The 25,801-nt window shown below is 50.2% G+C and carries 23 protein-coding genes and 1 rRNA gene; 19 read left to right on the top strand and 5 right to left on the bottom strand.

The features are described 5' to 3' along the window. Window positions 1-60 precede the first annotated feature (60 nt). Complete coding sequence (locus WCN91_RS00120) at window positions 61-861, top strand: ABC transporter ATP-binding protein (RefSeq protein WP_342675412.1); 801 nt, start codon at window positions 61-63, stop codon at window positions 859-861. Continuing rightward, complete coding sequence (locus WCN91_RS00115; protein ID WP_342675411.1) at window positions 858-1,859, top strand: FecCD family ABC transporter permease; 1,002 nt, start codon at window positions 858-860, stop codon at window positions 1,857-1,859. The genes WCN91_RS00120 and WCN91_RS00115 overlap by 4 nt, the downstream gene beginning before the upstream one ends. Before the next feature lie 3 nt (window positions 1,860-1,862). Here WCN91_RS00115 and WCN91_RS00110 read toward each other — a convergent pair whose 3' ends face one another. Then, complete coding sequence (locus WCN91_RS00110; protein ID WP_342675410.1) at window positions 1,863-3,098, bottom strand: hypothetical protein; 1,236 nt, start codon at window positions 3,096-3,098, stop codon at window positions 1,863-1,865. 208 nt (window positions 3,099-3,306) lie between these two features. Between WCN91_RS00110 and cobO the strand changes: the two genes are divergently transcribed. From cobO to WCN91_RS00050, 12 genes are all read left to right on the top strand, one after another. Continuing rightward, window positions 3,307-3,903, top strand: a complete 597-nt coding sequence (cobO, locus tag WCN91_RS00105; RefSeq protein WP_342675409.1) for a cob(I)yrinic acid a,c-diamide adenosyltransferase — start codon at window positions 3,307-3,309, stop codon at window positions 3,901-3,903. 74 nt (window positions 3,904-3,977) lie between these two features. Next, window positions 3,978-4,778: a cobalamin-binding protein gene (locus tag WCN91_RS00100; protein WP_342675408.1), complete on the top strand. Its 801-nt coding sequence runs from the start codon at window positions 3,978-3,980 to the stop codon at window positions 4,776-4,778. A 512-nt stretch (window positions 4,779-5,290) separates the two neighbouring features. Further along, window positions 5,291-6,547 carry a serine hydroxymethyltransferase gene (gene glyA / locus WCN91_RS00095; protein ID WP_342675407.1) on the top strand — a complete coding sequence of 419 codons (1,257 nt, stop codon included), beginning with the start codon at window positions 5,291-5,293 and terminating at the stop codon, window positions 6,545-6,547. Between the two features lie 91 nt (window positions 6,548-6,638). Beyond that, a complete protein-coding gene (nrdR, locus tag WCN91_RS00090) occupies window positions 6,639-7,088 on the top strand; it encodes a transcriptional regulator NrdR (protein WP_105188124.1) in 450 nt (149 codons plus the stop codon). Between the two features lies 1 nt (window position 7,089). After that, window positions 7,090-8,235 carry a bifunctional diaminohydroxyphosphoribosylaminopyrimidine deaminase/5-amino-6-(5-phosphoribosylamino)uracil reductase RibD gene (gene ribD / locus WCN91_RS00085; protein WP_342675406.1) on the top strand — a complete coding sequence of 382 codons (1,146 nt, stop codon included), beginning with the start codon at window positions 7,090-7,092 and terminating at the stop codon, window positions 8,233-8,235. A 2-nt stretch (window positions 8,236-8,237) separates the two neighbouring features. Next, window positions 8,238-8,894 (top strand): riboflavin synthase, encoded by a 657-nt coding sequence (locus WCN91_RS00080; RefSeq protein ID WP_342675405.1) that lies wholly within the window; start codon window positions 8,238-8,240, stop codon window positions 8,892-8,894. Between the two features lie 17 nt (window positions 8,895-8,911). Continuing rightward, complete coding sequence (gene ribBA, locus WCN91_RS00075; protein ID WP_342675404.1) at window positions 8,912-10,018, top strand: bifunctional 3,4-dihydroxy-2-butanone-4-phosphate synthase/GTP cyclohydrolase II; 1,107 nt, start codon at window positions 8,912-8,914, stop codon at window positions 10,016-10,018. A 100-nt stretch (window positions 10,019-10,118) separates the two neighbouring features. Next, entirely contained in the window at window positions 10,119-10,583 is a 465-nt protein-coding gene (gene ribH, locus WCN91_RS00070; protein ID WP_105188120.1) for a 6,7-dimethyl-8-ribityllumazine synthase, read from the top strand. A gap of 9 nt (window positions 10,584-10,592) precedes the next feature. Continuing rightward, window positions 10,593-11,003 carry a transcription antitermination factor NusB gene (gene nusB / locus WCN91_RS00065; protein ID WP_342675403.1) on the top strand — a complete coding sequence of 137 codons (411 nt, stop codon included), beginning with the start codon at window positions 10,593-10,595 and terminating at the stop codon, window positions 11,001-11,003. Window positions 11,004-11,048: 45 nt separating this feature from the next. Beyond that, on the top strand, window positions 11,049-12,026 hold the full coding sequence (thiL, locus tag WCN91_RS00060) for a thiamine-phosphate kinase (RefSeq protein WP_342675402.1): 978 nt from the start codon (window positions 11,049-11,051) through the stop codon (window positions 12,024-12,026). Window positions 12,027-12,028: 2 nt separating this feature from the next. After that, window positions 12,029-12,514: a phosphatidylglycerophosphatase A family protein gene (locus WCN91_RS00055; protein WP_342675828.1), complete on the top strand. Its 486-nt coding sequence runs from the start codon at window positions 12,029-12,031 to the stop codon at window positions 12,512-12,514. A gap of 21 nt (window positions 12,515-12,535) precedes the next feature. Further along, window positions 12,536-15,637 carry a diguanylate cyclase domain-containing protein gene (locus WCN91_RS00050; protein ID WP_342675401.1) on the top strand — a complete coding sequence of 1,034 codons (3,102 nt, stop codon included), beginning with the start codon at window positions 12,536-12,538 and terminating at the stop codon, window positions 15,635-15,637. A gap of 63 nt (window positions 15,638-15,700) precedes the next feature. On the opposite strand, the gene dxs is transcribed toward WCN91_RS00050, so the two are convergent. The 3 genes from dxs to WCN91_RS00035 all read right to left on the bottom strand — a co-directional run bounded on the left by dxs (window position 15,701) and on the right by WCN91_RS00035 (window position 18,767). Continuing rightward, window positions 15,701-17,563: a 1-deoxy-D-xylulose-5-phosphate synthase gene (gene dxs / locus WCN91_RS00045; protein WP_342675400.1), complete on the bottom strand. Its 1,863-nt coding sequence runs from the start codon at window positions 17,561-17,563 to the stop codon at window positions 15,701-15,703. A 68-nt stretch (window positions 17,564-17,631) separates the two neighbouring features. Continuing rightward, window positions 17,632-18,519 carry a (2E,6E)-farnesyl diphosphate synthase gene (gene ispA, locus WCN91_RS00040; protein WP_342675399.1) on the bottom strand — a complete coding sequence of 296 codons (888 nt, stop codon included), beginning with the start codon at window positions 18,517-18,519 and terminating at the stop codon, window positions 17,632-17,634. Window positions 18,520-18,527: 8 nt separating this feature from the next. Beyond that, window positions 18,528-18,767, bottom strand: a complete 240-nt coding sequence (locus WCN91_RS00035; protein ID WP_342675398.1) for an exodeoxyribonuclease VII small subunit — start codon at window positions 18,765-18,767, stop codon at window positions 18,528-18,530. A 235-nt stretch (window positions 18,768-19,002) separates the two neighbouring features. On the opposite strand from WCN91_RS00035, the gene pomA reads away from it, so the two are divergent. The 3 genes from pomA (at window position 19,003) to WCN91_RS00020 (ending at window position 22,754) form a co-directional block, all read left to right on the top strand. Further along, a complete protein-coding gene (pomA, locus tag WCN91_RS00030) occupies window positions 19,003-19,764 on the top strand; it encodes a flagellar motor protein PomA (protein WP_342675397.1) in 762 nt (253 codons plus the stop codon). 13 nt (window positions 19,765-19,777) lie between these two features. Next, complete coding sequence (locus WCN91_RS00025) at window positions 19,778-20,704, top strand: flagellar motor protein MotB (RefSeq protein WP_342675826.1); 927 nt, start codon at window positions 19,778-19,780, stop codon at window positions 20,702-20,704. Window positions 20,705-20,819: 115 nt separating this feature from the next. Further along, on the top strand, window positions 20,820-22,754 hold the full coding sequence (locus WCN91_RS00020) for a DNA topoisomerase III (protein ID WP_342675395.1): 1,935 nt from the start codon (window positions 20,820-20,822) through the stop codon (window positions 22,752-22,754). Here WCN91_RS00020 and WCN91_RS00015 read toward each other — a convergent pair. Beyond that, window positions 22,751-24,070 carry an amidohydrolase gene (locus WCN91_RS00015; RefSeq protein ID WP_425415985.1) on the bottom strand — a complete coding sequence of 440 codons (1,320 nt, stop codon included), beginning with the start codon at window positions 24,068-24,070 and terminating at the stop codon, window positions 22,751-22,753. The two genes, WCN91_RS00020 and WCN91_RS00015, sit on opposite strands and share 4 nt — an antisense overlap. Before the next feature lie 75 nt (window positions 24,071-24,145). On the opposite strand from WCN91_RS00015, the gene WCN91_RS00010 reads away from it, so the two are divergent. Together WCN91_RS00010 and WCN91_RS00005 are read left to right on the top strand one after the other, a co-directional pair. After that, window positions 24,146-25,003: a tetratricopeptide repeat protein gene (locus WCN91_RS00010; RefSeq protein ID WP_342675393.1), complete on the top strand. Its 858-nt coding sequence runs from the start codon at window positions 24,146-24,148 to the stop codon at window positions 25,001-25,003. Between the two features lie 681 nt (window positions 25,004-25,684). Next, a 16S ribosomal RNA gene (locus WCN91_RS00005) occupies window positions 25,685-25,801 on the top strand; the annotation flags it as partial.

Below are 25,801 nucleotides of genomic sequence, written 5' to 3'. Positions count from 1 at the left end.
TTTACTTTAAGCGGCAATGCTTTCATAATAGCGCCTTGCCAGTTTATCTAAGTGGGTGTTGTGTCTCATCATTCTTTACTGACCGTGGAGCAGTTGCAGTGTCGTTTACAGGAACGACAGGTGCTCGACGGCATCAGTTTTTCCTTGCAGCAGGGCGAATTTATCGGCCTGCTCGGCCCCAATGGCGCCGGTAAATCAAGCTTGCTGCGCTGCATTTATCGCTATTACTCCAGCGCCGAAAATGCCATACGCCTTGATGGTCGTTGCATTCAAAGCATAGCGCCGCGAGCATTGGCTCAGGATATGGCCGTGGTATTGCAGCAGGCGCCGAGCGATATGTCTCTGACCGTGGTCGATGTGGTGGCCTTAGGTTTGTTGCCCGGTATGGCTCTGTGGCAAAGGCCGGATAGCGAAGCACAGGCGCGGGTACAGCAAGCCATTGCCGATGTGGGCTTGGCGGCGCAGCAGCATAAGCAACTGGCGCAACTCTCAGGTGGTGAGCAGCAGCGGGTACATATTGCTCGGGCTCTGGTACAGCGACCTAAGTTATTGATTATGGACGAACCCACCAGTCATTTAGACATAAAATACCAAATTGAATTGATGGAGTTGGTGCGCTCGCTAAACCTCACTGTACTGGCTTCATTTCATGATTTAAATCTGGCCGCGGCCATGTGCGACAAACTACTGGTACTCGATAGCGGTAAACTGGTTGCCAATGGCACCCCCAAAGCGGTGATCACCGAGTCCTTATTAAGTGAGGTGTTTGGCGTCTGTACTCAGGTTGGCGCTCATCCGCAAAACCCAGAGCACTGGCCCCTGGTGCACTATTTCTACGCTGATAGGAGCCAAACGTCATGATAAATCAGCGTAAAATCGCCATTATGGCGCTTGTTTTCATTGTGCCGCTGAGCGCCTTATGGGCGCTAAAACTGGGGGCAGTTAATTTAAGCTGGTCGCAGTTACTGGCGGTACTTGGCGGCGATGGTGACCCCCTGTGGCAGCAGATCATCTGGCAACTCAGGCTACCGCGCGTGGCCTTGGCCTTTATGGCCGGTGCCGGGTTGGCTTTGGCCGGCGCCATGCTGCAAACCGTGACCCGCAATCCGTTAGCCGACCCTTATTTATTTGGTATCTCCTCCGGGGCGGCGCTGGGCGTGGTGGTGGCTATGACCTTGCTTGGCGTCAGTGCCGGAATTATCTTGACCCTCAGCGCCTTTGTTGGTGCCATGCTGGCTACCGCCTTGTTGCTATCCGTGGCTTTATCGCTGCGCTATATGCAAAACTCCATTATGGTGTTGTGCGGTGTGGCCCTGTCTTTCGGTTTTAGCGCTCTCACCAGTTTATTGCTGTATTTTAGCGACCCCCAGGCCATCAGCGCCGTGGTGTTTTGGACTCTGGGCAGTTTTGCCCGCGCCAATCTTGCCATGCTGTTGCCCATCGCCCTGCTATTGCTGGTGGTGCTGGCATTGGTGATGGTGCTGCGCCGCGCCCTAAATGCCCTCTTGTTGGGCGATGAAAGTGCCCATACCCTGGGCGTGAATGTGCCAATGCTACGCATTATTATGTTGCTGCTCAGTGCCTTGATCACAGCCGTATTGGTAAGTGTGTGCGGCGGCATAGGCTTTGTCGGTTTGATGATCCCTCATTTGGTGCGCCTTAGTGGGCGCTTTACTAGCACCCAAATCTATCCGTTAAGCTTTGTTTGTGGCGGTTTGTTTATGCTCTGGGTGGATGTATTGGCACGCACCTTGATGAGCAATCAGGAGTTACCCATAGGGGTGATCACCGCATCTCTTGGCAGTGCTTTTTTCTTTGCCTTGTTATACACGCAGCAGCGACAACAGCAAGAAGTGTAGGCGCTATTTGCTCTGACTTTTGCTCACCCTAAAGCCGGGCGCTGCGCCGAAGTCATAGTAAAATGTGAGGGTGTCGCCGGAATTAGCCAGGATCATATTCGTTTGTATTGTGCTTGGGATATGGTCGATATACACCTTAAGATCCGCTAGGGGCAAGGTCTCTTCAGTGCCATTAAAGCCAAGAGCTTCATCGGCAAACAGGCTGATATATGGATATAGCTCAAGCAGATATTGCGGGTTTTGTTTGCTTAAAATGGGCAGAGTGAGCGTCTGGGTGCAAAGCGGCTGCTCTTGTTTAAGTTTGCTTTGTGTTAGGTTTCTGAGCTTTTGCGCCGTGAGCGACAGCACCACGCCGAGATCTGTGTGCACATGTGCATCACTCGCTTGTGCTGCTTGCATAACGGCATAGATATCAACCTGTTGGGGAATCAAATAGCCGTTAGTGCTGAGCTGTTGGGCAAAATGATGGGCGATATTAAACTGTTTCTTACAGTTAGAATCCAGGGGCATTAGCTCGAGAATAACCAAATCAAAGAGCATGGGGGCATTGTAGCTGCAGGGGTCGCCACAATACATTTGTTGAACGTATTCCTGCAATTCCAGCTCGCTGAGCAGGCGATGGAGTGAGGCAATGACTTCGGGGTGTTGGTTGATAAGTGTTATACGTAATTGTTGGCCTGTAATGCCTTGGCCTTGATAGTGGCTCAACAAGGGCAGTAACAGAGGGGCCAAAGGGCCGCAGGCCGGATAGGCGATAAAGAGTGTTTCCTGGCCGCTGCCCAAAAGCGCGATAATAGCCTTGTCTATGGCGCGTATATAGCTGCTAAGGTGCAGGGGATCAGGAAGTATTTGGCTATCATACTCGGGCGTCTGGGTCAGTCCCTGCTTACTGATAAACTGCTCGGTACGCTCGCTATGGGCAAGATCTGTGTGCGCTAATTTTGCATTATAGGCTTGGAACAGGGTGTTAAATAGCGGTCTTGCTAGCTCGCGACTCGGTTTGCGCGCTTGCAAAATACAGGTGGCGGTATTGGCGCTCAGTGATTGTAGCTCCGCTTTGGTTAACATAGGTGAGACGGAATTAAGAGGTTCTTGCGGCGGTAGAGGTTGCAATAAAGGTGGCGCTAAGGCGCTTGCATCCGAACGGGCAAATAGGTTAGCAAAGCCGCTTTCAGCTTTGTGAGTTTTGCTGAAACTTCTAAGTGCAAGTTGCTCTTTAGGTGCGTTAGATGCGCGCATAACAAGGTCCCTATGGTAGATCTTTAGTCAAGCCTAGACCTGAGTGGCGGTATTACCAGCGTTTGTAATCAGATGAAATATTTCATCTAGCAGATTTTTGCTTTGGTGCCCTGTCGGTGCCGAGCAGGCGAGTATTCGAGTTAGGTGTTTAAGCTGTATGATAGAAGCTTGATATCATTAATGTAATTTTGATTTATGGAGTCGTGGCATGACGGACAAAAATGCGCAGCATCAAAAGCGCCAACAAAAAGTAAAGGCCGAAGTGGATAAGCGCATTGAACAGGCGCAAACGGAGCAGGGCATATTGCAGGTGATCACCGGCAATGGCAAAGGCAAGTCGACCTCCGGCTTTGGTACCGTGGCGCGCTGTGTCGGTCATGGCCAAAAAGCGGCGGTGGTGCAGTTTATTAAGGGCTTGTGGGAGTGTGGCGAGCGCAACTTGCTGGAGCAGGTGGGCGTGCCTTTTGCGGTGATGAAAACCGGCTTTACCTGGGAGACACAAAACCGCGAGGCCGACACTCAGGCGGCGCAGGCAACCTGGCAGCAGGCCAAGCAATTTCTTGCCGACGAGAGCCTGGATCTGGTTTTGCTTGATGAGCTTACCTATATGCTCACCTATGACTATATAGATTTAGACGAAGTGTTGGAGACGCTGGCAAACCGGCCGAAAATGCAATCTGTGATCGTTACCGGGCGCGGCGCCCACCGCCGTTTAGTGGAGTTGGCCGACACAGTCAGTGAAGTACGCAATGTGAAACATGCCTTTGATGCCGGAATAAAGGCGCGCGCGGGGTTTGATTACTAATGGTCATTTATCGCCGATTAGTGGCTTTTACCACGCTCTTTTTTGTTAGTGCTTTTGCCTGCGCGGCTGCGAGCGTGACTGAAAGCGCGGCTGCAAGTGAAAAACCTAAGGCGATGGAGCAACGCATTATCGCCCTGTCTCCCCATATAGTGGAGAACCTCTATGCCATAGGCGCCGGCGAGCACCTGGTGGCCAGCGTCGACCATGCCGATTACCCAGAGCAGGCCAAGGACTTACCTCGTGTCGGCGGCTATTACGGGGTGCAAATAGAGAAAATTTTGGCCTTAAAACCCACTTTGGTAGTGGTGTGGCAAGGGGGCAATAAGGCCGCCGATGTGGAAACCCTGAAGCGTTTAGGCGTGCCCTTGTATATCAGTAAGATACAAGGGGTAGAGGATATTGCCACCGAGTTGCGACAACTGGGAAAGCTCACCGGCAATGTGGCCCAGAGCGAGCGGGTGGCCACGCAATTTGAGCTGAGCTATCAGCGCTTGCAACAAGATTATCAGCGCGGTGAAGGACAAAAACCTAAGGTGTTTTATCAACTTTGGCCGGCGCCCATGATGACGGTTAATAATAATACTGTGATAGGCAAGGCGATTACCCTGTGTGGTGGTGAGAATGCCTTTGCCGATAACAGCACAGACTATCCGCAGATAAGCGTTGAAAATGTCGCCCTGGCTAAGCCTGATATAATTGTTTTAAGCAGTGAAAAAAGCGCCGCCGAACAAACTCAGCAGTGGCAACAATGGGACATGATCCCAGCGGTAAAGAACAAGGCTATTCGCGCCATCGACGCTGATTTGCTGCATCGCTACAGCACTCGGATTCTTAATGGGATTAACAAGCTATGCCTGGCCATTAATTCCCAATAGCGAATTTTGTTCGTCTTAAGCTGCTTTAAGCCCAGCTAGATACGCTGGGCTTTTCATTAGTAACAAAAATGATTGTTTAACAATTAATTTAATATATTTATATATGTGATAAGAAAATATCATTCTTTTAGGGCTGTGAAAAAAATTCAATCCCTGTTTAAATAAAATAGCTAAATTAGCATGCCTGGACTTATTCAGAGCTCTCACAAGCTTAGCTATTCGCGGCGTGCCGATGCAGGAATGTGTCCACATTTCAAGTCGGCACAACAAAGAAGAGCGCTGCTTGTGACGCTCCTGAAAGGCTGGTTTAAATGAGATTTATTCTGCGTTAAATGGTTTTGACTTAGCACCACTAAGCCTGCATCCATTTGCCTTGCTTAAATCTCGTTTACTTCCAGCTGAATATTGCCAAGGCATACTATTTTAGCTACGTAGCCAATAGGCAAACGAGCCGTTTAAGCGTACAATAGCGGCCTTTCATATAGACAATCACGTTGCACCTAGGAGACAGCATGTTAGAACGTAACATGAACATTGCAGACTTTGACCCAGAATTAGCTAATGCGATGAACGCAGAAGTAGCTCGCCAAGAAGAGCATATCGAGCTTATCGCATCAGAAAACTACTGTAGCCCACGCGTACTTGAAGCCCAGGGTTCACAGCTAACTAACAAATATGCAGAAGGCTACCCAGGTAAGCGTTACTACGGTGGTTGTGAGCATGTTGACGTGGTTGAGCAACTGGCTATTGACCGTGCGAACGAGCTATTCGGCACAGATTACGCAAACGTACAGCCGCACGCGGGTTCACAAGCAAACGCCGCTGTTTTCCAAGCGCTTCTTCAGCCGCACGACACTGTACTAGGCATGAGCCTGGCACACGGTGGTCACTTGACTCACGGCGCACACGTAAACTTCTCAGGTAAAATGTACAACGCTATTCAGTACGGCCTAAATGAAGCAACTGGCGAAATCGATTACGATCAGGTTGAAGCGCTAGCGCTTGAGCACAAGCCAAAAATGATCATCGGTGGTTTCTCTGCTTACTCAGGTATCGTTGACTGGAAACGTTTCCGTGAAATCGCTGACAAAGTAGGTGCTTACCTGTTTGTTGATATGGCTCACGTTGCTGGCCTTATCGCCGCTGGCGTATACCCAAGCCCAGTACCTTACGCGCACGTGGTAACTACTACTACGCACAAGACGCTTGCTGGTCCTCGTGGTGGTCTAATCGTTTCTAACTGTGGCGACGAAGAGATCTACAAAAAGCTAAACAGCGCCGTATTCCCAGGTGGCCAGGGTGGTCCTCTATGTCACGTAATCGCTGCTAAAGCGGTTGCTTTCAAAGAAGCGCTACAGCCTGAATTTAAAGCATACCAGCAGCAGGTTGTTGCTAATGCTCAAGCCATGGTTAAAGTGCTACAAGAGCGCGGTTACAAGGTAGTTTCGGGCAAAACCGACAACCACCTGTTCCTTCTTGATTTGATCGACAAAGACATCACGGGTAAAGATGCCGATGCTGCTCTTGGTAATGCCAACATCACGGTAAACAAGAACTCGGTACCAAACGATCCGCGTTCACCGTTTGTAACTTCTGGTCTACGTCTAGGTTCTCCGGCTATCACTCGCCGTGGTTTCAAAGAAGCCGAAGCGAAAGAGCTAGCGGGCTGGATCTGTGACGTACTAGATAACATCGAAAGCACTGATGTTCAGGCACAAGTAAAAGAAAAAGTGAAAGCAATTTGCGCTAAGTTCCCTGTTTACGCATAACAGTGTCAAATAGCTATTACACAAACATTTGTGTATGATAAAGGCCGCAATTTTTGCGGCCTTTTTGTTATCTACAGGAACCCCATTCACTATGCATTGTCCTTTCTGCAGCGCTAAAGACACCAAGGTAATTGACTCACGTCTGGTCGGAGGTGGCCACCAGGTTCGTCGTCGTCGCGAATGCAATGACTGTCACGAACGTTTTACCACCTTTGAAGGGGCGGAATTAGTGATGCCGCGGGTGATCAAGCGTGATGGTTCCCGTGAGCCTTTTAATGAAGACAAGTTGCAAAATGGCCTGCACCGCGCATTAGAGCGTCGACCAGTAAAAACAGAACAAGTCGATGAAGTGGTGCATCAAATCAAATCACAAATTCGTGCCACCGGCGAGCGCGAAGTCAGCTCACAACTGATAGGCGAATGCATTATGGAAGCACTGAAGGGGCTGGATAAGGTCGCTTATGTGCGCTTTGCTTCTGTCTATCGCTCGTTTGAAGATATCCGTGAATTCGGTGAAGAAATCGCCCGCCTAGGAGACTAAGATGATCTTCAGTGCGGATGACAAGCGCTATATGCGCCGAGCCATTGAGCTGGCGTATCAAGGTCGATTCACCACCACACCCAATCCCAATGTCGGCTGTGTGCTGGTTAAAGAGGGTCAGATTATAGGTGAAGGTTTTCACCAGCAGGCCGGAACGCCACACGCCGAAGTGCATGCACTTGCGGCGGCCGGTGATAATGCCCAAGGCGCTACCGCTTATGTAACCCTTGAGCCTTGCAGCCATACCGGTCGTACCGGCCCCTGTGCCGGCGCTCTGATCAAGGCCAAGGTGGCAAAAGTCATTTGCGCCATGCAAGACCCTAATCCACAGGTCAGTGGTCGCGGCATGAAGATGCTGGCCGAGGCGGGCATAGAAGTCGCATCTGGTTTGCTTGGCGATGAAGCCGAAAAGCTAAACCTGGGCTTTTTAAAGCGCATGCGCATCGGGCGTCCTTATGTTACCTGTAAGCTCGCCGCCAGCCTGGACGGTAAAACCGCCCTGGCCAATGGTGAGAGTAAATGGATCACCGGCCCAGAAGCGCGCAAAGATGTGCAGTTATTTCGCGCCCAGCACTGCGCTATTTTAAGCGGTGCCGATACCGTGCTGGTGGATGATGCCAAGCTCAATGTGCGATTGGACGACACGCAATTGGCCGAGTATGTGCTGCCCGAGGTGCGCCAACCGCTGCGGGTGATCTTAGATAGCCGTTATCGGCTGACCCCGGATTTAGCGCTTTTTCAACAGCCCGGCGAGATATTATTAGTGCGCTCACGCACAGCCAGTGTGACGCGCAAAGAGCTTGATAAACAGCCCCTGTGGCCCAACAATGTAACCGAGTTGCTGTGCGAAGGCCTTGAAAATGGGCAGGTTAATCTTGATGCTCTGCTGGCAGAGCTGGCGCAGCGTGATATTAACTCAGTTTGGCTGGAGGCGGGGGCGACCCTGGCCGGTGCCATGGCGCAGCAGCAACTTATTGATAGCTACATTGTTTATATTGCGCCAAAATTAATGGGCAGTGATGCCAAAGGCTTGTTAACTATGGGCCCCTTTACGGCCATGACTCAAGTGCCAACCCTGCACTTTAGCGATATGACCCCGGTTGGTGAGGATATTCGCCTTACCTTAGAACAACTTAGAGTAGAATAGCCATGTTTACAGGTATTATTGAAGCAACGGGCACGCTCAGCTCCCTGACCTTGGTTGATGGCGACTTAAGCGTGCGCGTACAAAGTGACAACTTGGACATGAGTGACGTCGCGCTTGGCGACAGTATCGCTACCAATGGCGTTTGTTTGACCGTTACTGAAAAATTCAGCGATGGTTTTAGTGCCGATGTCTCTAAAGAGACCTTGTCACTGACGCGCTTTGCGCATTATCAGCGCGGCCAGCGAGTCAATTTAGAAAAGGCTCTGCAGCCGATTTCACGCCTAGGCGGGCACCTGGTTTCCGGCCATGTGGATGGCATTGCCGAGGTGGTAAAAGTCAGCCCTAATGCCCGCGCCATCGACTATTGGCTAGCGGCGCCGGAAGCGCTGATGAAATATATTCCCTACAAGGGCTCGGTGTGCATCGACGGCGCCAGTTTGACCGTTAATGAAATCGACGGCAACCAGTTTAAATTAACCATAGTGCCGCACACGCTGGCACAAACCACGATCGCCGAATTTCAGGTTGGCACCTTGGTCAATCTCGAGGTCGATCAAATAGCGCGTTACTTGGAGCGCCTAATTCAAGGGGCGCAAGCTCCAAAAGCAGAATCAACAGTAACCGAAAGCCTGCTGGTGCAGGCCGGATTTATCAAATAACACATAGTGGGCAAGATATGAGTTTGAATAGCGCAGCGGAGATCATCGAAGACATTAAAAATGGCAAAATGGTCATCTTGATGGACGACGAAGATCGTGAAAATGAAGGCGACCTGATTATTGCCGCCGAGCACATCAGTGCTGATGCAATTAACTTTATGGCGACCTATGGCCGTGGCCTGATCTGCTTAACGCTGACACAAGAGCGTTGTGAGCAATTGGCACTGCCGCTGATGGTGAAAAACAATGGCGCCCAGTTCTCGACCAACTTCACCATGTCTATTGAGGCCGCCAAGGGCGTAACCACAGGTATTTCTGCCGCCGACCGTGCGCGCACTGTGCAGGCCGCCGTGGCCAAAGGTGCGGTAGCTGAGGATATCGTTCAGCCTGGGCATATTTTCCCGATTATGGCCCAGCCAGGTGGCGTTTTAACTCGAGCCGGTCATACAGAAGCAGGTTGTGACCTAGCCCGTTTGGCCGGTCTTGAGCCGTCGTCTGTGATTGTCGAAATCCTGAACCCGGATGGCACCATGGCCCGTCGCCCAGAGCTGGAAGTGTTTGCCAAGGAGCACGGTATTAAGATGGGCACCATTGCCGATCTTATCGAGTACCGTAACCTTAATGAAACCACCATTGAGAAGGTTGCCCAGTGCAAGCTGCCGACCGAGCATGGCGAGTTCGAGCTGGTAACATACAAAGACACCATAGATGGTCAGCTTCACTATGCCATGGTGAAGGGTGAAATTAACGACCCAACTTTAGTGCGTGTGCACTTGCAAAGTACCTTTAACGACATTCTGCTCTCCGATCGCGGCGCCGAACGCAGCTGGACGCTTTCTAAGGCCATGGATTACATTGCCAAAAATGAAGGGGTTCTGGTTATTCTTGGTAAACAAGAGTGCAGCGAAGATATCGAAGCCATGGTCAAGGCGTTTGCAATGGAAGATGAAGGTCAGCAGGCCAATTATCGTAAGTTCCAGGGCACCTCGCGTACCGTGGGCATTGGCTCACAAATCCTTGCCGATTTGGGCATTACCAAGATGCGCCTGATGAGCATGCCGAAGAAGTATCACGCGCTGTCGGGTTTCCACCTTGAAGTGGTTGATTACGTACAGCCAGAATAAGCAGCTATTTTTTTTCAGTTATGGTATGATGCGCGGCAATTTTGCGATACCCCTAATTCGCCCCGCATCACGCGTTGGCAATATCAATAAAGGTTTATAAATGAAAATTATTGAAGGTAACAAGTTTGCACCGGGCAAAAAATTTGCCATCGTGATTTCACGTTTTAATGACTTCATTGGCAGCAGCCTACTTGATGGCGCGGTGGATGAGTTAAAGCGCACTGGCAACGTCAGTGACGACGACATCACAGTAGTTTACGTACCGGGCGCCGTTGAGTTACCACTTGTGGCTAAGCGTCTTGCCGCTAAAGGCGAGCACGATGCCATTATCGCCCTTGGCGTTATTATTCGTGGCGGCACACCGCATTTCGATCTGGTTGCCGGTGAGTCGAACAAGGGTCTGGCACAAGTATCGCTAGAATATGATGTACCGGTTGCTTTTGGTGTATTAACCACGGAAAGCATAGAGCAAGCCATTGAGCGTGCAGGTACAAAAATGGGCAACAAGGGTGGCGAAGCTGCACTAAGTGCCCTAGAAATGGTTAATGTTTTAGACAAAATTTAAGGGTTCACAGTGAAACCAGCAGCTAGACGCAAAGCGCGCGTATTGGCCCTACAGGCCGTTTACTCTTGGCAAATGAGTGGCAATGCCATTGCCGACATTGAGCAGAATATGTTGATTGAGAACGACATATCTAAGGTTGATGTAGAGTATTTTAAAGATCTCGCTCGTGGCGTGGCCGTTAACTTTAAACAGTTGGACACCATTTTGGCTCCGCACTTAACGCGTCCTTACGAAGACATCGACATGGTTGAGAAAGCCATTCTGCGTCTAAGCGCGTATGAGTTAAAGTTCCGTGAAGACGTACCTTACAAGGTAGCGATTAACGAAGGCATTGAATTGGCAAAAACTTTTGGTGCCGAAGACAGTCATAAATTCGTTAATGGTGTGCTGGATAAGGCGGTCAAGGAACTGCGTAGCTAAGCACCTGACAACAAGGAGAGCCGGCTCAGGCCGGCTTTTTTGTGTATGCAAGAATTTGAATTAATTAATCGCTACTTTAAAGGCCGTGGCATCAGTCGTCGCGACGTTAACCTGGGTATTGGCGATGACTGTGCGCTAGTCACAGTGCCGCAAAACAGCCAGTTGGCGGTCACCACAGATACTATGGTGTGTGGCGTGCATTTCTTTGAAGATATGTCACCACGTGCCTTGGGGCATAGAGCCATCGCCGTAAACCTGAGCGACTTGGCGGCCATGGGCGCCGAGCCGGCCTGGGTGTCGGTGGCCTTAACCTTGCCTCATGCCGATGTGCAATGGCTGGAAGAATTTACTGCAGGCATGCATGAAATTGCCGAGTATTTTAATGTCCAGATCATAGGTGGCGATACCACTCAAGGGCCGCTTACGGTAACTGTTTGTGCCAAGGGCACTGTGCCCGAAGGAAAGGCCATTACCCGCAGTGGTGCCAAGACCGGCGACTGGATTTATGTTACAGGCCCGCTTGGGGATGCCGGATTAGCGGTGGAAGCGCGCAAGCAACACCTGGATATCGACCCAGAGTGGCTGAAAAAATTAACTCATAAGCTTGAATACCCGACGCCGCGCGTTGCCGCAGGGCAGGTGCTGCGCGGTTATGCCAGCGCCGCCATCGACATCTCAGATGGTTTATTGGCGGACTTAGAGCACATTCTTGAGATGTCTCAGGTCGGCGCCACCATACAGGCCGATAAAATCCCTACCACAGAGGCGTTCCGCCAAAGTATCGAGGGCGAAGCTAAATGGCCGTATATTCTTGCCTATGGCGACGATTACGAGCTTTTGTACACTGTGCCTGAAAACCACAAGGCCATGTTGGATAACAAGCTTAACCAGTACGGCATTGATGCCGTGTGTATCGGTCAGATCCGTGGTGGCGAAGGCAAGATCGACGTATTCGATGGTGAGCACAAGCTGGATATCAGCGCCATGGGATTTGAACATTTTGCCGAGGATGAAGCATGTTAAGCATGACTAGCAATACCTTTAATCTGCGCCGCGGCCATCAGTTCTTTGGCCTTGGCTTTGGCCTGGGTTTAAGCCCTAAGGCGCCGGGCACAGTGGGCACCTTTGCCGCCTTGCCTTTTATCTTTATGACCATGAGTTATCCCCTGTGGCTGCAACTGGTGTTTGCCTTGGTGATTTCTGTATTTGGTATTTGGGCCTGTGGCAAAACTGCCGATGATTTGGGCGTACACGACCACCCGGCTATTGTCTGGGATGAGGTGGCCGGTTTTTATATCACCATGATAGGTGCGGCGCTTAATTGGCAAACGCTTTTGGTTGGCTTCTTATTATTCCGCTTCTTCGATATCGCCAAACCAGGACCGATACGCATGCTGGATAAACGCCTACACGGTGGACTGGGCATTATGGCCGATGATATTTTGGCCGGGATCTGCTCTCTAATTTGCCTACAGGCGTTAATTAAAGTAGGTTATTTGCCTGGACTATAAGTTTTGAACATGGGTGTGACATTGCTGCGGTTTTTACAGTCACTTTTGCTGCTGGCGGCGACGCTAATAACATCAACGGCCTCGGCATCTATTACCGATTATGTAGTCAAACAATGGAACACCCGAAATGGCTTGCCTTCGCAATCCTTAAAGAGTGTAACCCAGGACAACCAGGGTTATATCTGGGTCGGCACCCAATTCGGTCTCAGTCGCTTTGATGGCGAACATTTCACCAATTTTAACCAGCAAAACAGTAACTTCCTAAGCAGCAATGCCATTAACAAGCTGCTGATAGATCAAGAAGGCCTGTTGTGGATCGGCACCAAAAAAGGGGTTTCCGTGCTCGACCCCGATTCCATGAACTATTTTCAGTTCGGCATCAGTGGTCCGGTGCGCGATATCCTACAAGACGAGAAGGGCAATATCTGGGTTGCCGCCAGCGAGCTTTTTTATATCGAACGCAACCAAATTGCCTTTCACCTAGACGAAGAGCAGCGCCGCAGTAGCGGTCGTATGCAAAGCCGCTTAACCGCCATTAACCAGATCTCCGTCAGCAAGATGGCGCTGGCACCACAAGGTGTTTGGCTGGTCAGTGAAAACCACCTTTTGCGCCTGACCAATATGTCGTCGTCATCTTCCAGACTGCGCTTAAAAATCACCGCCCGGGTGACCTTACCCGAGCGCCTGGCGCAAACCATAATTCATGATTTAGCCTGGCTTGAAGGCACCCTTTATCTGGCCTCCGAGCTCGGCGCCTATTTCCTTGATATAGACGATGAATTACGTCCCTTTGCCTTGCCAAATGCAAGTAATGCCGCCGTTTATAAGTTTATGGGTGACTCCGATGGGGCGCTGTGGATTTCGACCTATGGCCGCCTTTTGCATCGTGATAAGTCCAAAGAATGGCAGTGGGTGGAGCCGGCAGCACTGGATCAAAGTATCTGGTTTTCAGACATGTACCGTGACGACCAAAACAATATTTGGCTTGCCAGTTTCAGCGAAGGTTTGTGGCTGGCACATGCCGGACGGGTAGAGCGCCATAATGCTTTATCAAGCATGACCGAAGCCGTGATGGCACTGACCCTCTCTCCTAAGGGGCAACTTTGGGTTGCCAACCGCTCTGGCGTGGGTTATTTCGATCAGGACAATAACTTCATTAATCGTATTCCTCGCGCCAAGCTAAGACGCAGCGCAGTGCATGATTTGCATTTTGTCGGTGAGCGCCTCTATATCGCAACCGACCGTGGTGTACTCTATTTTGAAAATGAAGAGCTCTTTAATATAGAAGCCCGCGAGCTGCGCCTTAACCCTGTGTTTGCCATTAGTGAGGCCAGCGCCGGTGGGCTCTGGTTTGGCACAGGTCGCGGCATGTATCGTCTGGGTTATAAGGGGCTGACTCCCTTTAACTATAATGCGGTGCTCGACAGTAAATTTATTACCTTTGTCGTCGATAAGGGCAAATATGGCCTGATCGGCACCAGCCAGGGCGGTTATATCTTCTCCGACAAGGGCATAGAGCGTGCCGGCGATAACACCGCCCTTGAAAGCGCCTATGTCACCAGCATTTTGGAAATAGACGGGGTGGGCACTTTAGTTGGTTCACTCAATGATGGTCTTTTCTATCGCAGTACCAAGGGGCGTTGGCATCAGCTTGATGTTTCTAACGGTCTGCCTTATGGCTCCATCTTTAGTTTGCATTATGACAAAGACCTGCAGCGGGTCTGGGTAAGCACTATGAAGGGCGTGTACCGCATGCCGGTGGAACAATTCTCCGATGAAATCGGCAACTTGCAAGTGGAGCAGGTGATCTCCTCCTATGACCGCCAATTAGACGGTAAGGCCAGCCAGTGCTGTGCTGGTTTAGGTCATGATGCGGTTGCCGATAATGGCAGCTCCATCTGGTACCCCAGTTTGCAGGGGGTGGTGGAAATTCCCAAAAGCGTGCAGCTGTTTGGCCAAGACGCCTTAGCTCCTCAGGTGGAAAGCATAGCCACGCCGCGCCGCACTCTATACACGGGCGCTTTGGGTAAAAAGCCTGTGCTTGATACCGATGAGCGCGATTTGACCATCAGCTATACCGCCATCGACTTTTATGCCCCGGCGGAAGTGGAGTTTCGCTATCGCTTACAGGGCTTGGATAGTGACTGGCGCTATGCCAACAATCGCCGCGAGGCCATCTATACCAATTTACCACCCGGGCCTTTTGTCTTTAAACTGGAAGCCAAGCGCACCAGTGGCAATTGGCAAGAGGCCAGCAGCGCCGAGTACGCCTTTACCGTGCCGCGTCGCTTTGATGAAACCATTTATTTTCGCTTACTGATCGTTTCTTGCTTCTTCTTTATTTTGTATCTGTTGTTGTGGGTTTTCAGGGCGCAGGAGCGACGTAAACAGGCGGCGTTGGAAAGCTTGGTGGAAGAGCGCACCCTGGAGCTGCGTGATGCTAATGATAAGCTCAATCAGGTTAACTCCCAGTTGAAGCTGGTGAGCCACTCCGACGAGCTGACCGGGCTGCGCAGCCGCCGTTTCTTATTCGACCAGCTGCCCAAGGATATAGAGCACTATCAGCGTAACGCCGAATCCTTGCAAAAACAGGGCCGTGCCTTAGTGCTGGTTATTGTCAATATCGACAACTTCTCGCGTATCAATGATGCCTATGGGCCACTGAGCGGCGATACTTGTTTGCAGCAAATGGCGACCCTGCTTAACTCCTGCACTCAAGGCTCGGATTATGTGGCACGCTGGAGTGGTGATGAATTCCTCATATTGCTGCGCGACTTTGAGCTCGATCAGGTTAATTTGTTTGTCCGAAACCTCTGTAAGTCCATCGCCAACAAGGGCTTCTTACTGCCCAATGGCAAAAAGATTAACCTTAGCGTCTCAATGGGCTGGTCCAGCTACCCCATGCCTTTATTAGGCGGTCAGGTGATCGGCTGGGAAACATCGGTAAATCTCGCTGATATCGCCCTGCATCAGGTTAAAAAGCGCGGCGGCGATGGTTGTGCGCATATTGAGTTTGATGATCAGCTTGATGCCTTCGAGTTCGAGCAAAGCGAGAATCTTGATGAGCAGATAGCCACACTGCAAAGCACTTCGCTGGCGGATATTAAGATCTGGATGCGCTAACCAGCAGATAACAGGCACAAAAAAAGGAGCGATATCGCTCCTTTTTGCTTTTCGGTTTTGGTATTAAGCCATCCAAGCCTTAACTTGTCGCTCGATACCAGCGCTATCCAGGCCAAGCTCGGCGTGCATTTCCTGCTGTGTACCGTGCTTGATAAAGATATCTGGCAGGCCTAGGTGCATTACCGGCTTAAGCTGCTTGCTTTGTGCCAGATATTCGCTCACCGCTGAGCCTGCACCACCGGCGATCACATTGTCTTCCAAGGTCACTAGGTGCTCATGGGTAGCGGCTAATTCATCGATCAGCGCCGTATCTAATGGCTTAACAAAACGCATATCTACCAAGGAGGCATCCAGTGCTTCTGCGGCTGGCTCGGCGTATTCGAGTAGGGTACCGAATGACAGTATGGCCACACCTTTACCTTGACGAAGCACACGGCCTTTACCTATTTCAAGCTGCTGCATTTGTGCATCGAATGCACCTTCACCGGCACTGCCACGGGGGTAGCGCACCGCTGCAGGCTTATCCAGCTTATGGCCGGTGTAAAGCATATTACGGCATTCGTTGGCATTGGCCGGAGCCATGATCACCATATTGGGAATGCAGCGCAAGAAGCTTAAATCATAGGTGCCCTGGTGAGTTTCACCATCGGCGCCAACTACACCAGCACGGTCGATAGCAAATAACACAGGTAATTCTTGCAGGGCAACATCGTGGATCAGCTGATCATAGGCGCGCTGTAAGAAGGACGAATAAATCGCCACCACGGGATTTAACTGCTCGCAGGCAAAACCGGCGGCTAAGGTCACAGCATGCTGCTCGGCAATGGCCACATCAAAATACTGCTCTGGATATTCTTTAGAGAAGCGCACCATGCCAGAGCCTTCGCGCATGGCCGGAGTAATGGCCATCAGGCGGCTGTCTTGTGCGGCCATATCGCATAACCAGTCACCAAACACCTTGGAAAAGGTCGGCGCGCCTGGTTTTGACTTGGGTAACTTGCTTTCGCTTGGATCGAACTTAGGCACAGCATGATAACCGATAGGATCGGCTTCGGCTGGCTTATAACCCTTACCTTTTTGCGTTTTCACGTGCAGTAGCTGTGGGCCCTTAAGGTTACGCATATTACGCAGGGTATCGACCAGCATATTAACGTCGTGACCATCAATGGGGCCGATGTAATTAAAGCCCAGCTCCTCGAAAAAGGTGCCAGGGATCACCATGCCTTTAAGGTGCTCTTCCATACGGCTGGCCAGCTCTTTGACTGGCGGCAGGCCGGAGAGCAGCTTTTTGCCGCCTTCACGAATATTGGTGTAAAAGCTGCCGGAAAGAATACGAGCGAAGTGGTTATTCAGGGCACCGACGTTTTCCGAGATAGACATCTCGTTATCGTTTAAAATCACCAGCATATCCGACTTCACATCACCAGCGTGGTTCATGGCTTCGAAGGCCATACCTGCGGTAATGGCACCATCGCCGATCACGGCTACGGTTTTACGTCCTTTACCTTCTTTTTGCGCCGCAATAGACATGCCTAACGCCGCAGAAATCGAGGTACTTGAGTGACCAACACTAAAGGTGTCGTACTCGCTTTCACCACGGTAAGGGAAAGGATGCAGGCCATCTTTTTGGCGGATGCTGTGCATTTGCTCGCGACGACCTGTGATCAGCTTATGCGGATAGGCCTGGTGGCCCACATCCCAGATCAAGCGGTCGAATGGCGTGTTATAGACATAATGCAACGCCACAGTCAGCTCCACCGTGCCTAAACCTGAGGCAAAATGGCCACTGCTTTGTGATACGGAGTTCAGTAGGTAGTCCCGCAATTCATAGCTAAACGCGCCTAGCTTATCTTGAGCCAGGTCGCGCAGTTGTGCAGGTTCATCGACCTGATTTAAAAGGGGATACTTGCTGCTATCCAAATTCATGCGTTTTATTATCCTTCACTGCGATGGCCTGAGTATATCAAAATGGGCACGGCCATCTGTAGTAATTTTTAATGATCTCGGGCGATGATGTACTGCGCCAGTTGCGCCAACATATTGGTGTCATAGGGCAGGTTGTCGAGAGCAGCAATGGCCTCGTCATAGAGCTGCTGTAGTTTGGCTTTGGCGCCATCTAAGCCAAGCAGAGCTGGGTAGGTGGCTTTACTGGCGGCCTCATCCGAGCCCTGCGGTTTGCCCAAGGTCTGGGTGTCGCCTTCTATATCTAAAATATCGTCCTGTACCTGGAATGCCAGGCCGATGGCCTTGCCGTATTTTTGCAGTGCCGCTTGCGTATCGCTGTCGCCCTTAGGGGCACATAAATAGCCAAGCTCGATGGCGCAGCTTAGGAGCGCACCGGTTTTGGCATTATGTATCTGCTCAAGCTCGCTTAAACTGATGTCTTTTCCGGTGGCGGCTATGTCCAGAGCCTGACCGCCGACCATGCCGAGCAAACCAGACGCTCGGCTTAGGCTTTGTACCAGACGGATTTGCGCGCTGGCGTCAATGTTAAAGTCGTTAGCGCTTAGTAATTCAAAAGCTATGCTCTGCAGTGCATCGCCGGCCAAAATAGCATGGGCTTCATCATAGGCAATATGGCAGGTTGGGCGACCGCGGCGTAATTCATCATCGTCCATGGCTGGCAAGTCATCATGCACAAGGGAATAGCTGTGAATACACTCGATGGCCGCGGCGGCCTTATCGAGGTCGCCCTTGTTGGCGCCTAGCATGGTGCCTACGCAATAAACCAAAAACGGGCGCAGTCGTTTACCGCCATTTTGTACGCTGTACTGGCTGGCCGCGAGGATCCTTGGTTGAGCATCTTGCTGGCTGTGGAAATAGCTTTCCAGGGTGTGCACTAGGTCTTGCTGTGCTTGCGCTAAGGCTTGTTTTAATTCCACAGTGGCTATTACTCTTGAGGGTCCATAGGCGTTAGTTCAGCATCGAGATCATTGCTCATCAGCATGCTTACTTTTTGCTGCGCATGATCCAGTTTTTGCGCCGAGGCATTGGCTAGGCTGATACCGCGTTCAAACTGCTTTAAAGAATGCTCCAACGGCATATCGCCTTGTTCCATCTCAGTGACAATTTGGCTCAGTTCGTTGATTGCGTCCTCAAAGGTGAGGTTTTCTGGTTTTTTTTGGGCCATTGCCTGCGCTCTCGTTACTGAATTGCTAAGAGCGCCAATTCTAGGAGGATTCGGTGACCAGGTCAAAGGCGGTGATGATTTTCGCCCCTTCTTATGCGCATAATTTTAAAATAAAAGGGTTAAGTATTTGCGCTGGTTGCCGATAGCTTAAGAGTATTTATAATAGCGGCAAATTTTTAGCACCCGAGCCGAGCTCAAAGAGGTGTGAAATGAAGTAACTGTGGGTGGAGGACATGTGGATTTAGCAACCATTATTGGTATTCTCGGGGCGATAGGCTTTGTAGTTATGTCTATGGTACTTGGTGGCGATGTAAGTATGTTTTACAACACCCCCTCGGTACTGATCGTTTTTGGTGGCTCGCTGTTTATTGTTCTTGCTAATTACACCATGGGGCAGTTCTTTTCCATCGGCAAGGTGGCCGGAAAGGCCTTTATGTTTAAGATAGAGTCGCCGGACGAGCTGATCGAAAAAGCCGTTGAACTGGCGGACTCGGCTCGTAAAGGTGGCTTTTTGGCGCTCGAAGAAGCACAGATCAGCAATAAGTTTATGCGCAAGGGCATCGACATGTTGGTCGATGGTCACGATGCCGATGTGGTGCGTGCAACCTTACAAAAAGATATTATGCTGACCTCGGCGCGCCATCAGCAGGGCGCCGGTTTATTTAAAGCGCTCGGCGATATTGCCCCTGCTATGGGCATGATAGGAACACTTATCGGCTTGGTGGCCATGCTCTCAAATATGGATGACCCCAAAGCCATTGGCCCGGCCATGGCGGTGGCCTTGTTAACGACCTTGTATGGTGCCTTTTTAGCCAATGTGATCGCCATTCCCATTCAGTCAAAACTGGAGCTGCGTAAAGACGAAGAAGAGCTTAATCAGCGCCTGATCCTTGATGCCATTCTAGGTATTCAAGACGGTCAAAACCCCAAGGTGATCGAGGGCATTTTAAAGAATTACCTTGCCGAGTCTAAGCGCCAGCTAGATACCGAGGATTGAGCGAGCAATGAGTATGTCCGACGAACAAGCATGTAAATGTCCTCCCCCTGGATTACCTCAGTGGATGGGGACTTTTGCCGATCTTATGTCGTTGTTGATGTGTTTCTTCGTGCTGCTGTTAGCCTTTTCGGAAATGGATGTTCTCAAGTTTAAGCAAATTGCTGGCTCGATGAAGTTTGCCTTCGGGGTGCAAAACAAGCTGGAAGTAAAAGATATTCCTAAGGGCACCAGTGTGATCGCCATGGAGTTTAAGCCCGGGCGACCAGAGCCTACGCCCATTGAAACCATTCAGCAGCAAACCACGGAAATGACCCAGCAGATGTTGGAGTTTCAGGCTGGAGATGAAGACTCGGCCGGTGGTCGCCAGGAGCAAAAAGGCGATCAGCGTGGCGGTGAGTCTGCCAGCACAGAGGAGCTACAAGAGCAGCTTCAAGCCATTGCCGCGGCGGATCAAGAAAGAGTTAACGAGCTGGTGAAGAAAATAGCCCAGCAGCTGGAGCAACAGATCATTGATGGTGCCATAGAGCTGGAATCTCTGGGTCAACAGATCATCATACGTATTCGTGAAAATGGTTCCTTCCCATCCGGCAGCGCGTTTTTACAGCCGAAGTTTAAGCCCATAGTGCAGGACATTGCCCGCTTGCTAAAAGATGTGCCTGGGGAGATCACCGTCTCTGGTCATACCGATGATTTTCAGGTCGCTAATGAGCTCTATACCAATAATTGGGATCTTAGTGCCAAGCGTGCCGTTGCCGTTGCCAGTGAGATGCAAAAAGTAGCAGGCTTTGATAAAAACCGCATGGTGGTGGTCGGCCATGCTGATACTCGGCCCTTAGTACCTAATGAAAGCGATGACGACCGTAAGCGCAATCGTCGGGTGGAAATCTCCATTATGCAGGGTAAAGCGAAAGAATCGGATCCAATTGAAGTAGTTCAGTAGAAATAAAAACCATGAGGGTGCGCTAATAAGTAGGCACCCGTCCTTAATATTCTTTCATCAAAAGTAAAAATGCACTACACTCTTCTTTACTGTATGGATGAACAGTTGTTGTGCTATGAAGCTATATATTGCTGAAAAACCTTCCCTTGGGCGTGCCATTGCTGCCGCTTTACCTAAACCCCATAACAAAAAAGACGGCTATATCGAGCTGGGCAACGGCGATTGTGTAACCTGGTGTATCGGTCATCTATTGGAGCAGGCAGAGCCCGATGACTATGATGCCGCTTATAAAAAGTGGCAAGTACAGCATCTACCCATAGTGCCACAGCAGTGGCAACTTAAAGCTAAAAGCAAAACCCGCAAACAACTTACCTTGGTTAAAAAGCTGATCAAGCAAGCATCGCAAATTGTTCATGCCGGTGACCCGGATAGGGAAGGGCAACTTTTAGTCGATGAGGTGATCTCCCAAGCCAATTTGAGCGCGGCTAAAAAGCAAAGTATTCAGCGATTACTGATCAGCGACTTAAACCTACCCGCGGTGAAAAAAGCCCTTGGACAATTGCGGGCCAATGCGGAGTTTATTCCGCTCAGCGTCTCGGCTTTGGCGCGCTCCCGTGCCGACTGGCTGTTTGGTATGAACCTAACCCGCGCTTATACCCTGGCCGGGCAAAAAGGGGGGTATCAAGGTGTGCTCTCGGTTGGTCGGGTGCAAACGCCCATCCTTGGCCTGGTGGTAGCACGGGATAAAGAAATTAAAGAGTTTGTTAGCAAGCCCTTCTATGAGGTAGAAGCCCTGATGCGCACTCAAGAGCAACAAGGCTTTACCTTAAAGTGGCAACCCAGCGAAGCCTGCCAACCTTATCAGGACGAGCAGGGTCGGGTATTAGTTAAGGCCCTGGCCGACAACGTTGTTTCCCGTATCAAGGGGCAGCATGGATTGATCACCCAGGTCAAAAGGGCAGAAAAACAAGAGCTGGCGCCCTTGCCTTACAATCTTTCTGCCTTGCAAATCGATGCCGCCAAGCGCTTCGGGTTGCCAGCCAAAGCGGTACTGGATACCTGTCAAAGCCTTTATGAAAAACACACCTTGATCACCTATCCGCGCTCGGATAACCGCTATCTGCCCAAGGATCATTTTCAGCAAGCGTCAGCCATTATCGACAGCGTAATTGCTAACGGTGTGTTTTCAAAAGAGCAGCTGGCTACTGCGGATCCGTTAAAAAAAGCACGTTGCTTTAACGATGCCAAGGTAGCCGCCCACCACGCCATAGTGCCGACCAATAAAAAGACCTCGGCGCAGCTTACAGAAACAGAGCGCCGTGTTTATGAGCTGATCTGTCGCCAGTACCTGATGCAGTTTATGCCGGCCTACCGTTATCACCAAACCGATGTGGAAGCTGAGATAGCCGGCGGCAAGTTCACTACCAAGGCCAAAGAAGAACTAGAACGCGGCTTTAAAGTATTACAGCCTAATAAAGAAAGTAATAAAGAAGATCAAGAAGTGCAGACTTTGCCGCCATTAACCCTTGGTCAGCAAGTATTGTGCGAGGATGCGCGGCGTTTAGATAAAAACACCACACCGCCGGCGCACTTTACCGATGCTACCTTGCTTGCGGCGATGACTGCCATTTCCCGCTATGTGAAAGACCCGGATATTCGTAAGGTGCTGCGGGAAACCGATGGCCTTGGCACAGAGGCGACCCGCGCCAGTATTATCGAGTTATTATTTACCCGTGGCTTCCTTGCTCGCAGTGGCAAGACGATTGTTGCCACCGAAACGGGCGTGGCGCTGATCAATGCCTTGCCTGACACCCTTTCAACACCGGATATGACCGCCCATTGGGAAATGGCCTTGGCACAAATTGCAGAGAAACAGCTTAAGTACGATGATTTTATGCAGCCCTTGGTTGGGCAACTAGGGGCATTAATAGAAGAAGCAAAAAGCTGCGACAGTCGTCAGTTTTCACATATCAAGAGTCAGGTAAAAAGGAAGTTTAAGGGCGCGAGAAGAAAAAGCCCGCGCCCGAAAAGCAGTAAAGCTCAGGCTTAGTTTCTATTAAACAAGGCCAATGCAGCATTACTCATGGCGCTCACTCCGGTTGGAATTGCCTTTTGGTAATCCGGGGCAAACTTACTTGAATGCAATGACGGCAACTGGGTGTTGTTTTGCATGGCTTCGGCATAAGTTGCAGGGTTAACGCCCCCGAGCCAGAACAAGGTAATGGGCAGCTTGTCTTCGGTGCGGCCAAATAAACCAAAGTCCTCACCAGCCATGACCGGCTCGGTCAATTCAACATTATCGGCGCCGATGGCCGCTTTAATGGCCTGAGTTACTTGCGCCGTTTGCTCCGGGTTATTGTAGGTCGAAGGGATAGACTCGGCTTCATGAACCAGCACCTCGGGGTAGAGTGACTCCTCAAGCCCTGCACTGGCGGCAATACCCGAAGTAATGCGCTTAATCGCCGCTATCTGTTGTTCGCGTACCGCCGGGTTATAGCTGCGTAATGTCAGCTGGAGTTTCACCTCATTGGAAATAACATTGTGCTTACTGCCACCATGAATTGAACCTACGGTGACTACCGAAGGCTCAAGAGGAGATAGCTCGCGGCTGGTAATGGTTTGTAAAGCCAACACGATACGCGAAGCCAGCACCACGGGATCGATCGTAGTATGCGGGTAGGCACCGTGACCGCCTTTACCCTTTACAAGAATATCAACCGAGTCGACGCTGGCCATGGTGTATTCCGGCTTTAAAGCAACCTTGCCCGCGGGCACACTGGCACTGACATGCAGGGCTAAAATATGATCCGGCTTGGCAAATTTGCTAAACAGTCCTTCATTTAACATAGCCTTGGCACCGGCGCCTACTTCTTCTGCGGGCTGGGCGACCATCATAAGCGTGCCTTGCCATTGATCTTTATGAGCGACTAGATGCTCGGCGGTACCAATAAAGCTGGTCATATGAATATCGTGACCACAGCCGTGCATTACACCAACCTCAGTCCCTTCTTTATTAAGCACCTTCACCTTAGAGGCATAGGAAACGCCGGTTTGTTCGGTAATGGGTAAACCGTCGGTGTCGGTGCGTATCATAATCGTAGGGCCCGCACCATTTTTTAGCAGTGCGACCACGCCATAACCGCCCACCTCAGAGGTGACCTCGAAGCCCAGACGTTTTAGTTGCTTGGCGATTTTCTTGCCGGTTTGTTGCTCTTGTAGCGAGAGCTCAGGGGATTGGTGTAAGTCCAAATAGAGCTTTTCCAGCTCGGGCAAGCGTTCGCTCACCTTAATAGCGGCGCCGGCGGGCAATGCCGTGGTTAATAATAACGCCGTACTCGCTATTGTCATATTTTGCAGAAAACCCATAATATTCCTTACACTTGTAATTGTGATCTTTGACTCCATATCAAAGCCTAATTCTAAATAGATGGCAACTTAACCATGACGAATCAAATTCAACTTACTGCTGAAAATATTCAGCAGGTTTTAGGACAAACTTCCGAAGACAATATCGTTGCCTTGAGCTTCTACTCGGCGCAGAGCCATGAATGCCAGGAGCAGGCACGAATTCTCGATGGTTTAGCGCAGCAATATCAGCAGCATCTTATCGTTGCTACCTTGGACTGTGACGTTCAGCAAGCGCTGGCCAGCCAGCTGGCGCAGCAGATTGGTTTGCAGACATTACCTACCTTAGTGTTATTAAAAGGTGGTGCCCCGGTAGATATGTTGCCAGGCGCGCAAAGCGAGCAACAAATAAAAGAAGCATTGCAAAAGCACCTGCCACAGCCAGAAGATGCTTTATTACAGCAGGCTAAAGCAGCGTTGGCGGCGGATAACCTGAATGATGCCTTTAAATATGCCAAACAAGCCTATGAAATTGACCCACAGAATGCGCGAATTAAGCTGGTGCTAACCGATATCTGTATCCAAATACATAAGTTGGATGATGCAAAAGCCTTGCTAGATACCATAGCTTTGGCGGATCAGGATGCCTACTACAACAATATCAAGGCCAAACTAGAACAAGCAGAGCAAGCACAAGACTCTCCTGAAATTCGTTCACTGCAGCAGGAGATCGAGCAGCAAGGCGATAATTTAGAGCTTAAGGTGAAACTTGCGGTGGCTTTCAATGAGGCGGGCCGCAAAGCTGAATCGCTCGAAGCTCTGTTTTTAGTGTTACAGAAAGATCTTAACTTTGCTGATGCGAAGAAGCTCTATCTTGATATTATCGCCAGCCTACCAGAGGGGGATGCCCTGGCGGCGGCGTCGCGTCGAAAACTATATAGCATTCTTTACTAGGGCTATTTTTGAGTACCTACATATATAGGTATAGATATGACTACGGCGAGCTTAGACTCGCCGTTATTATTTTTAGATTCCTACCTTGATCTTTACCGCAGTTGTTCAATACTTAGTAGTCCTGCCACGGAAGAATCATAACAAGGCCTGAGTTCAAGACCTGAATTTGGCTACTTAATATTCGTTTTTGGGTGTTTATTAATCATTTGATGCGAAAAAAGCTGTTTTTAGCAATTTTCTTTAAAAAAGGGGTTGCGTCAAAATCGAATCTCCCTATAATGCGCATCCACCGACACGGCGGACTGCTTACAAATAAGCGATACCACGAGTTGGTTGAGTCAAGTAAAACTAAGTTTTAAGAAATTTAAATTTTCTCAAGATTAAGTGTTGACAAGAAATTAGGAAGGCGTAGAATGCGCAGCCCTAACGCGGTGAAAGCCGCAGCGACAACAGGTCGCAACGTTCTTTAAAAATATGAAGCAATCATCTGTGTGGGCACTCGTACAGGTTGAGTTCTAACAGCAGATTCTAGTTCGCTAGATGACGCAAACAAATTTAGAGTCTCAAATGAAGTGAGTGACCAACAGCAACAAGTTTACTTGTTGCAGCACAGTCAATTCGATATCGAAAGATATCATCACAGTATTCATTGAGCACGAAACTTAGGTTTCAAAAAACTTTTAATTGAAGAGTTTGATCATGGCTCAGATTGAACGCTGGCGGCAGGCCTAACACATGCAAGTCGAGCGGTAACATTTCTAGCTTGCTAGAAGATGACGAGCGGCGGACGGGTGAGTA

This window comes from Pseudoalteromonas qingdaonensis (assembly GCF_038739665.1).
In the GTDB taxonomy this organism is placed as follows: Bacteria; Pseudomonadota; Gammaproteobacteria; order Enterobacterales; family Alteromonadaceae; genus Pseudoalteromonas; species Pseudoalteromonas qingdaonensis.
Note: the sequence above shows the minus strand (reverse complement) of the source record. Positions and strands in the feature narration are given on the sequence as shown.

What these genes read in the sequence shown, in the direction of transcription:
- WCN91_RS00115 (WP_342675411.1), top strand. Translation starts at nt 858, where the DNA reads ATGATAAATCAGCGTAAAATCGCCATTATGGCGCTTGTTTTCATTGTG.
- WCN91_RS00110 (WP_342675410.1), bottom strand. Translation starts at nt 3,098, where the DNA reads ATGCGCGCATCTAACGCACCTAAAGAGCAACTTGCACTTAGAAGTTTC.
- cobO (WP_342675409.1), top strand. Translation starts at nt 3,307, where the DNA reads ATGACGGACAAAAATGCGCAGCATCAAAAGCGCCAACAAAAAGTAAAG.
- glyA (WP_342675407.1), top strand. Translation starts at nt 5,291, where the DNA reads ATGTTAGAACGTAACATGAACATTGCAGACTTTGACCCAGAATTAGCT.
- nrdR (WP_105188124.1), top strand. Translation starts at nt 6,639, where the DNA reads ATGCATTGTCCTTTCTGCAGCGCTAAAGACACCAAGGTAATTGACTCA.
- ribD (WP_342675406.1), top strand. Translation starts at nt 7,090, where the DNA reads ATGATCTTCAGTGCGGATGACAAGCGCTATATGCGCCGAGCCATTGAG.
- WCN91_RS00080 (WP_342675405.1), top strand. Translation starts at nt 8,238, where the DNA reads ATGTTTACAGGTATTATTGAAGCAACGGGCACGCTCAGCTCCCTGACC.
- ribBA (WP_342675404.1), top strand. Translation starts at nt 8,912, where the DNA reads ATGAGTTTGAATAGCGCAGCGGAGATCATCGAAGACATTAAAAATGGC.
- ribH (WP_105188120.1), top strand. Translation starts at nt 10,119, where the DNA reads ATGAAAATTATTGAAGGTAACAAGTTTGCACCGGGCAAAAAATTTGCC.
- thiL (WP_342675402.1), top strand. Translation starts at nt 11,049, where the DNA reads ATGCAAGAATTTGAATTAATTAATCGCTACTTTAAAGGCCGTGGCATC.
- WCN91_RS00055 (WP_342675828.1), top strand. Translation starts at nt 12,029, where the DNA reads ATGACTAGCAATACCTTTAATCTGCGCCGCGGCCATCAGTTCTTTGGC.
- dxs (WP_342675400.1), bottom strand. Translation starts at nt 17,563, where the DNA reads ATGAATTTGGATAGCAGCAAGTATCCCCTTTTAAATCAGGTCGATGAA.
- WCN91_RS00035 (WP_342675398.1), bottom strand. Translation starts at nt 18,767, where the DNA reads ATGGCCCAAAAAAAACCAGAAAACCTCACCTTTGAGGACGCAATCAAC.
- WCN91_RS00025 (WP_342675826.1), top strand. Translation starts at nt 19,778, where the DNA reads ATGTCCGACGAACAAGCATGTAAATGTCCTCCCCCTGGATTACCTCAG.
- WCN91_RS00020 (WP_342675395.1), top strand. Translation starts at nt 20,820, where the DNA reads ATGAAGCTATATATTGCTGAAAAACCTTCCCTTGGGCGTGCCATTGCT.
- WCN91_RS00015 (WP_425415985.1), bottom strand. Translation starts at nt 24,070, where the DNA reads ATGGGTTTTCTGCAAAATATGACAATAGCGAGTACGGCGTTATTATTA.
- WCN91_RS00010 (WP_342675393.1), top strand. Translation starts at nt 24,146, where the DNA reads ATGACGAATCAAATTCAACTTACTGCTGAAAATATTCAGCAGGTTTTA.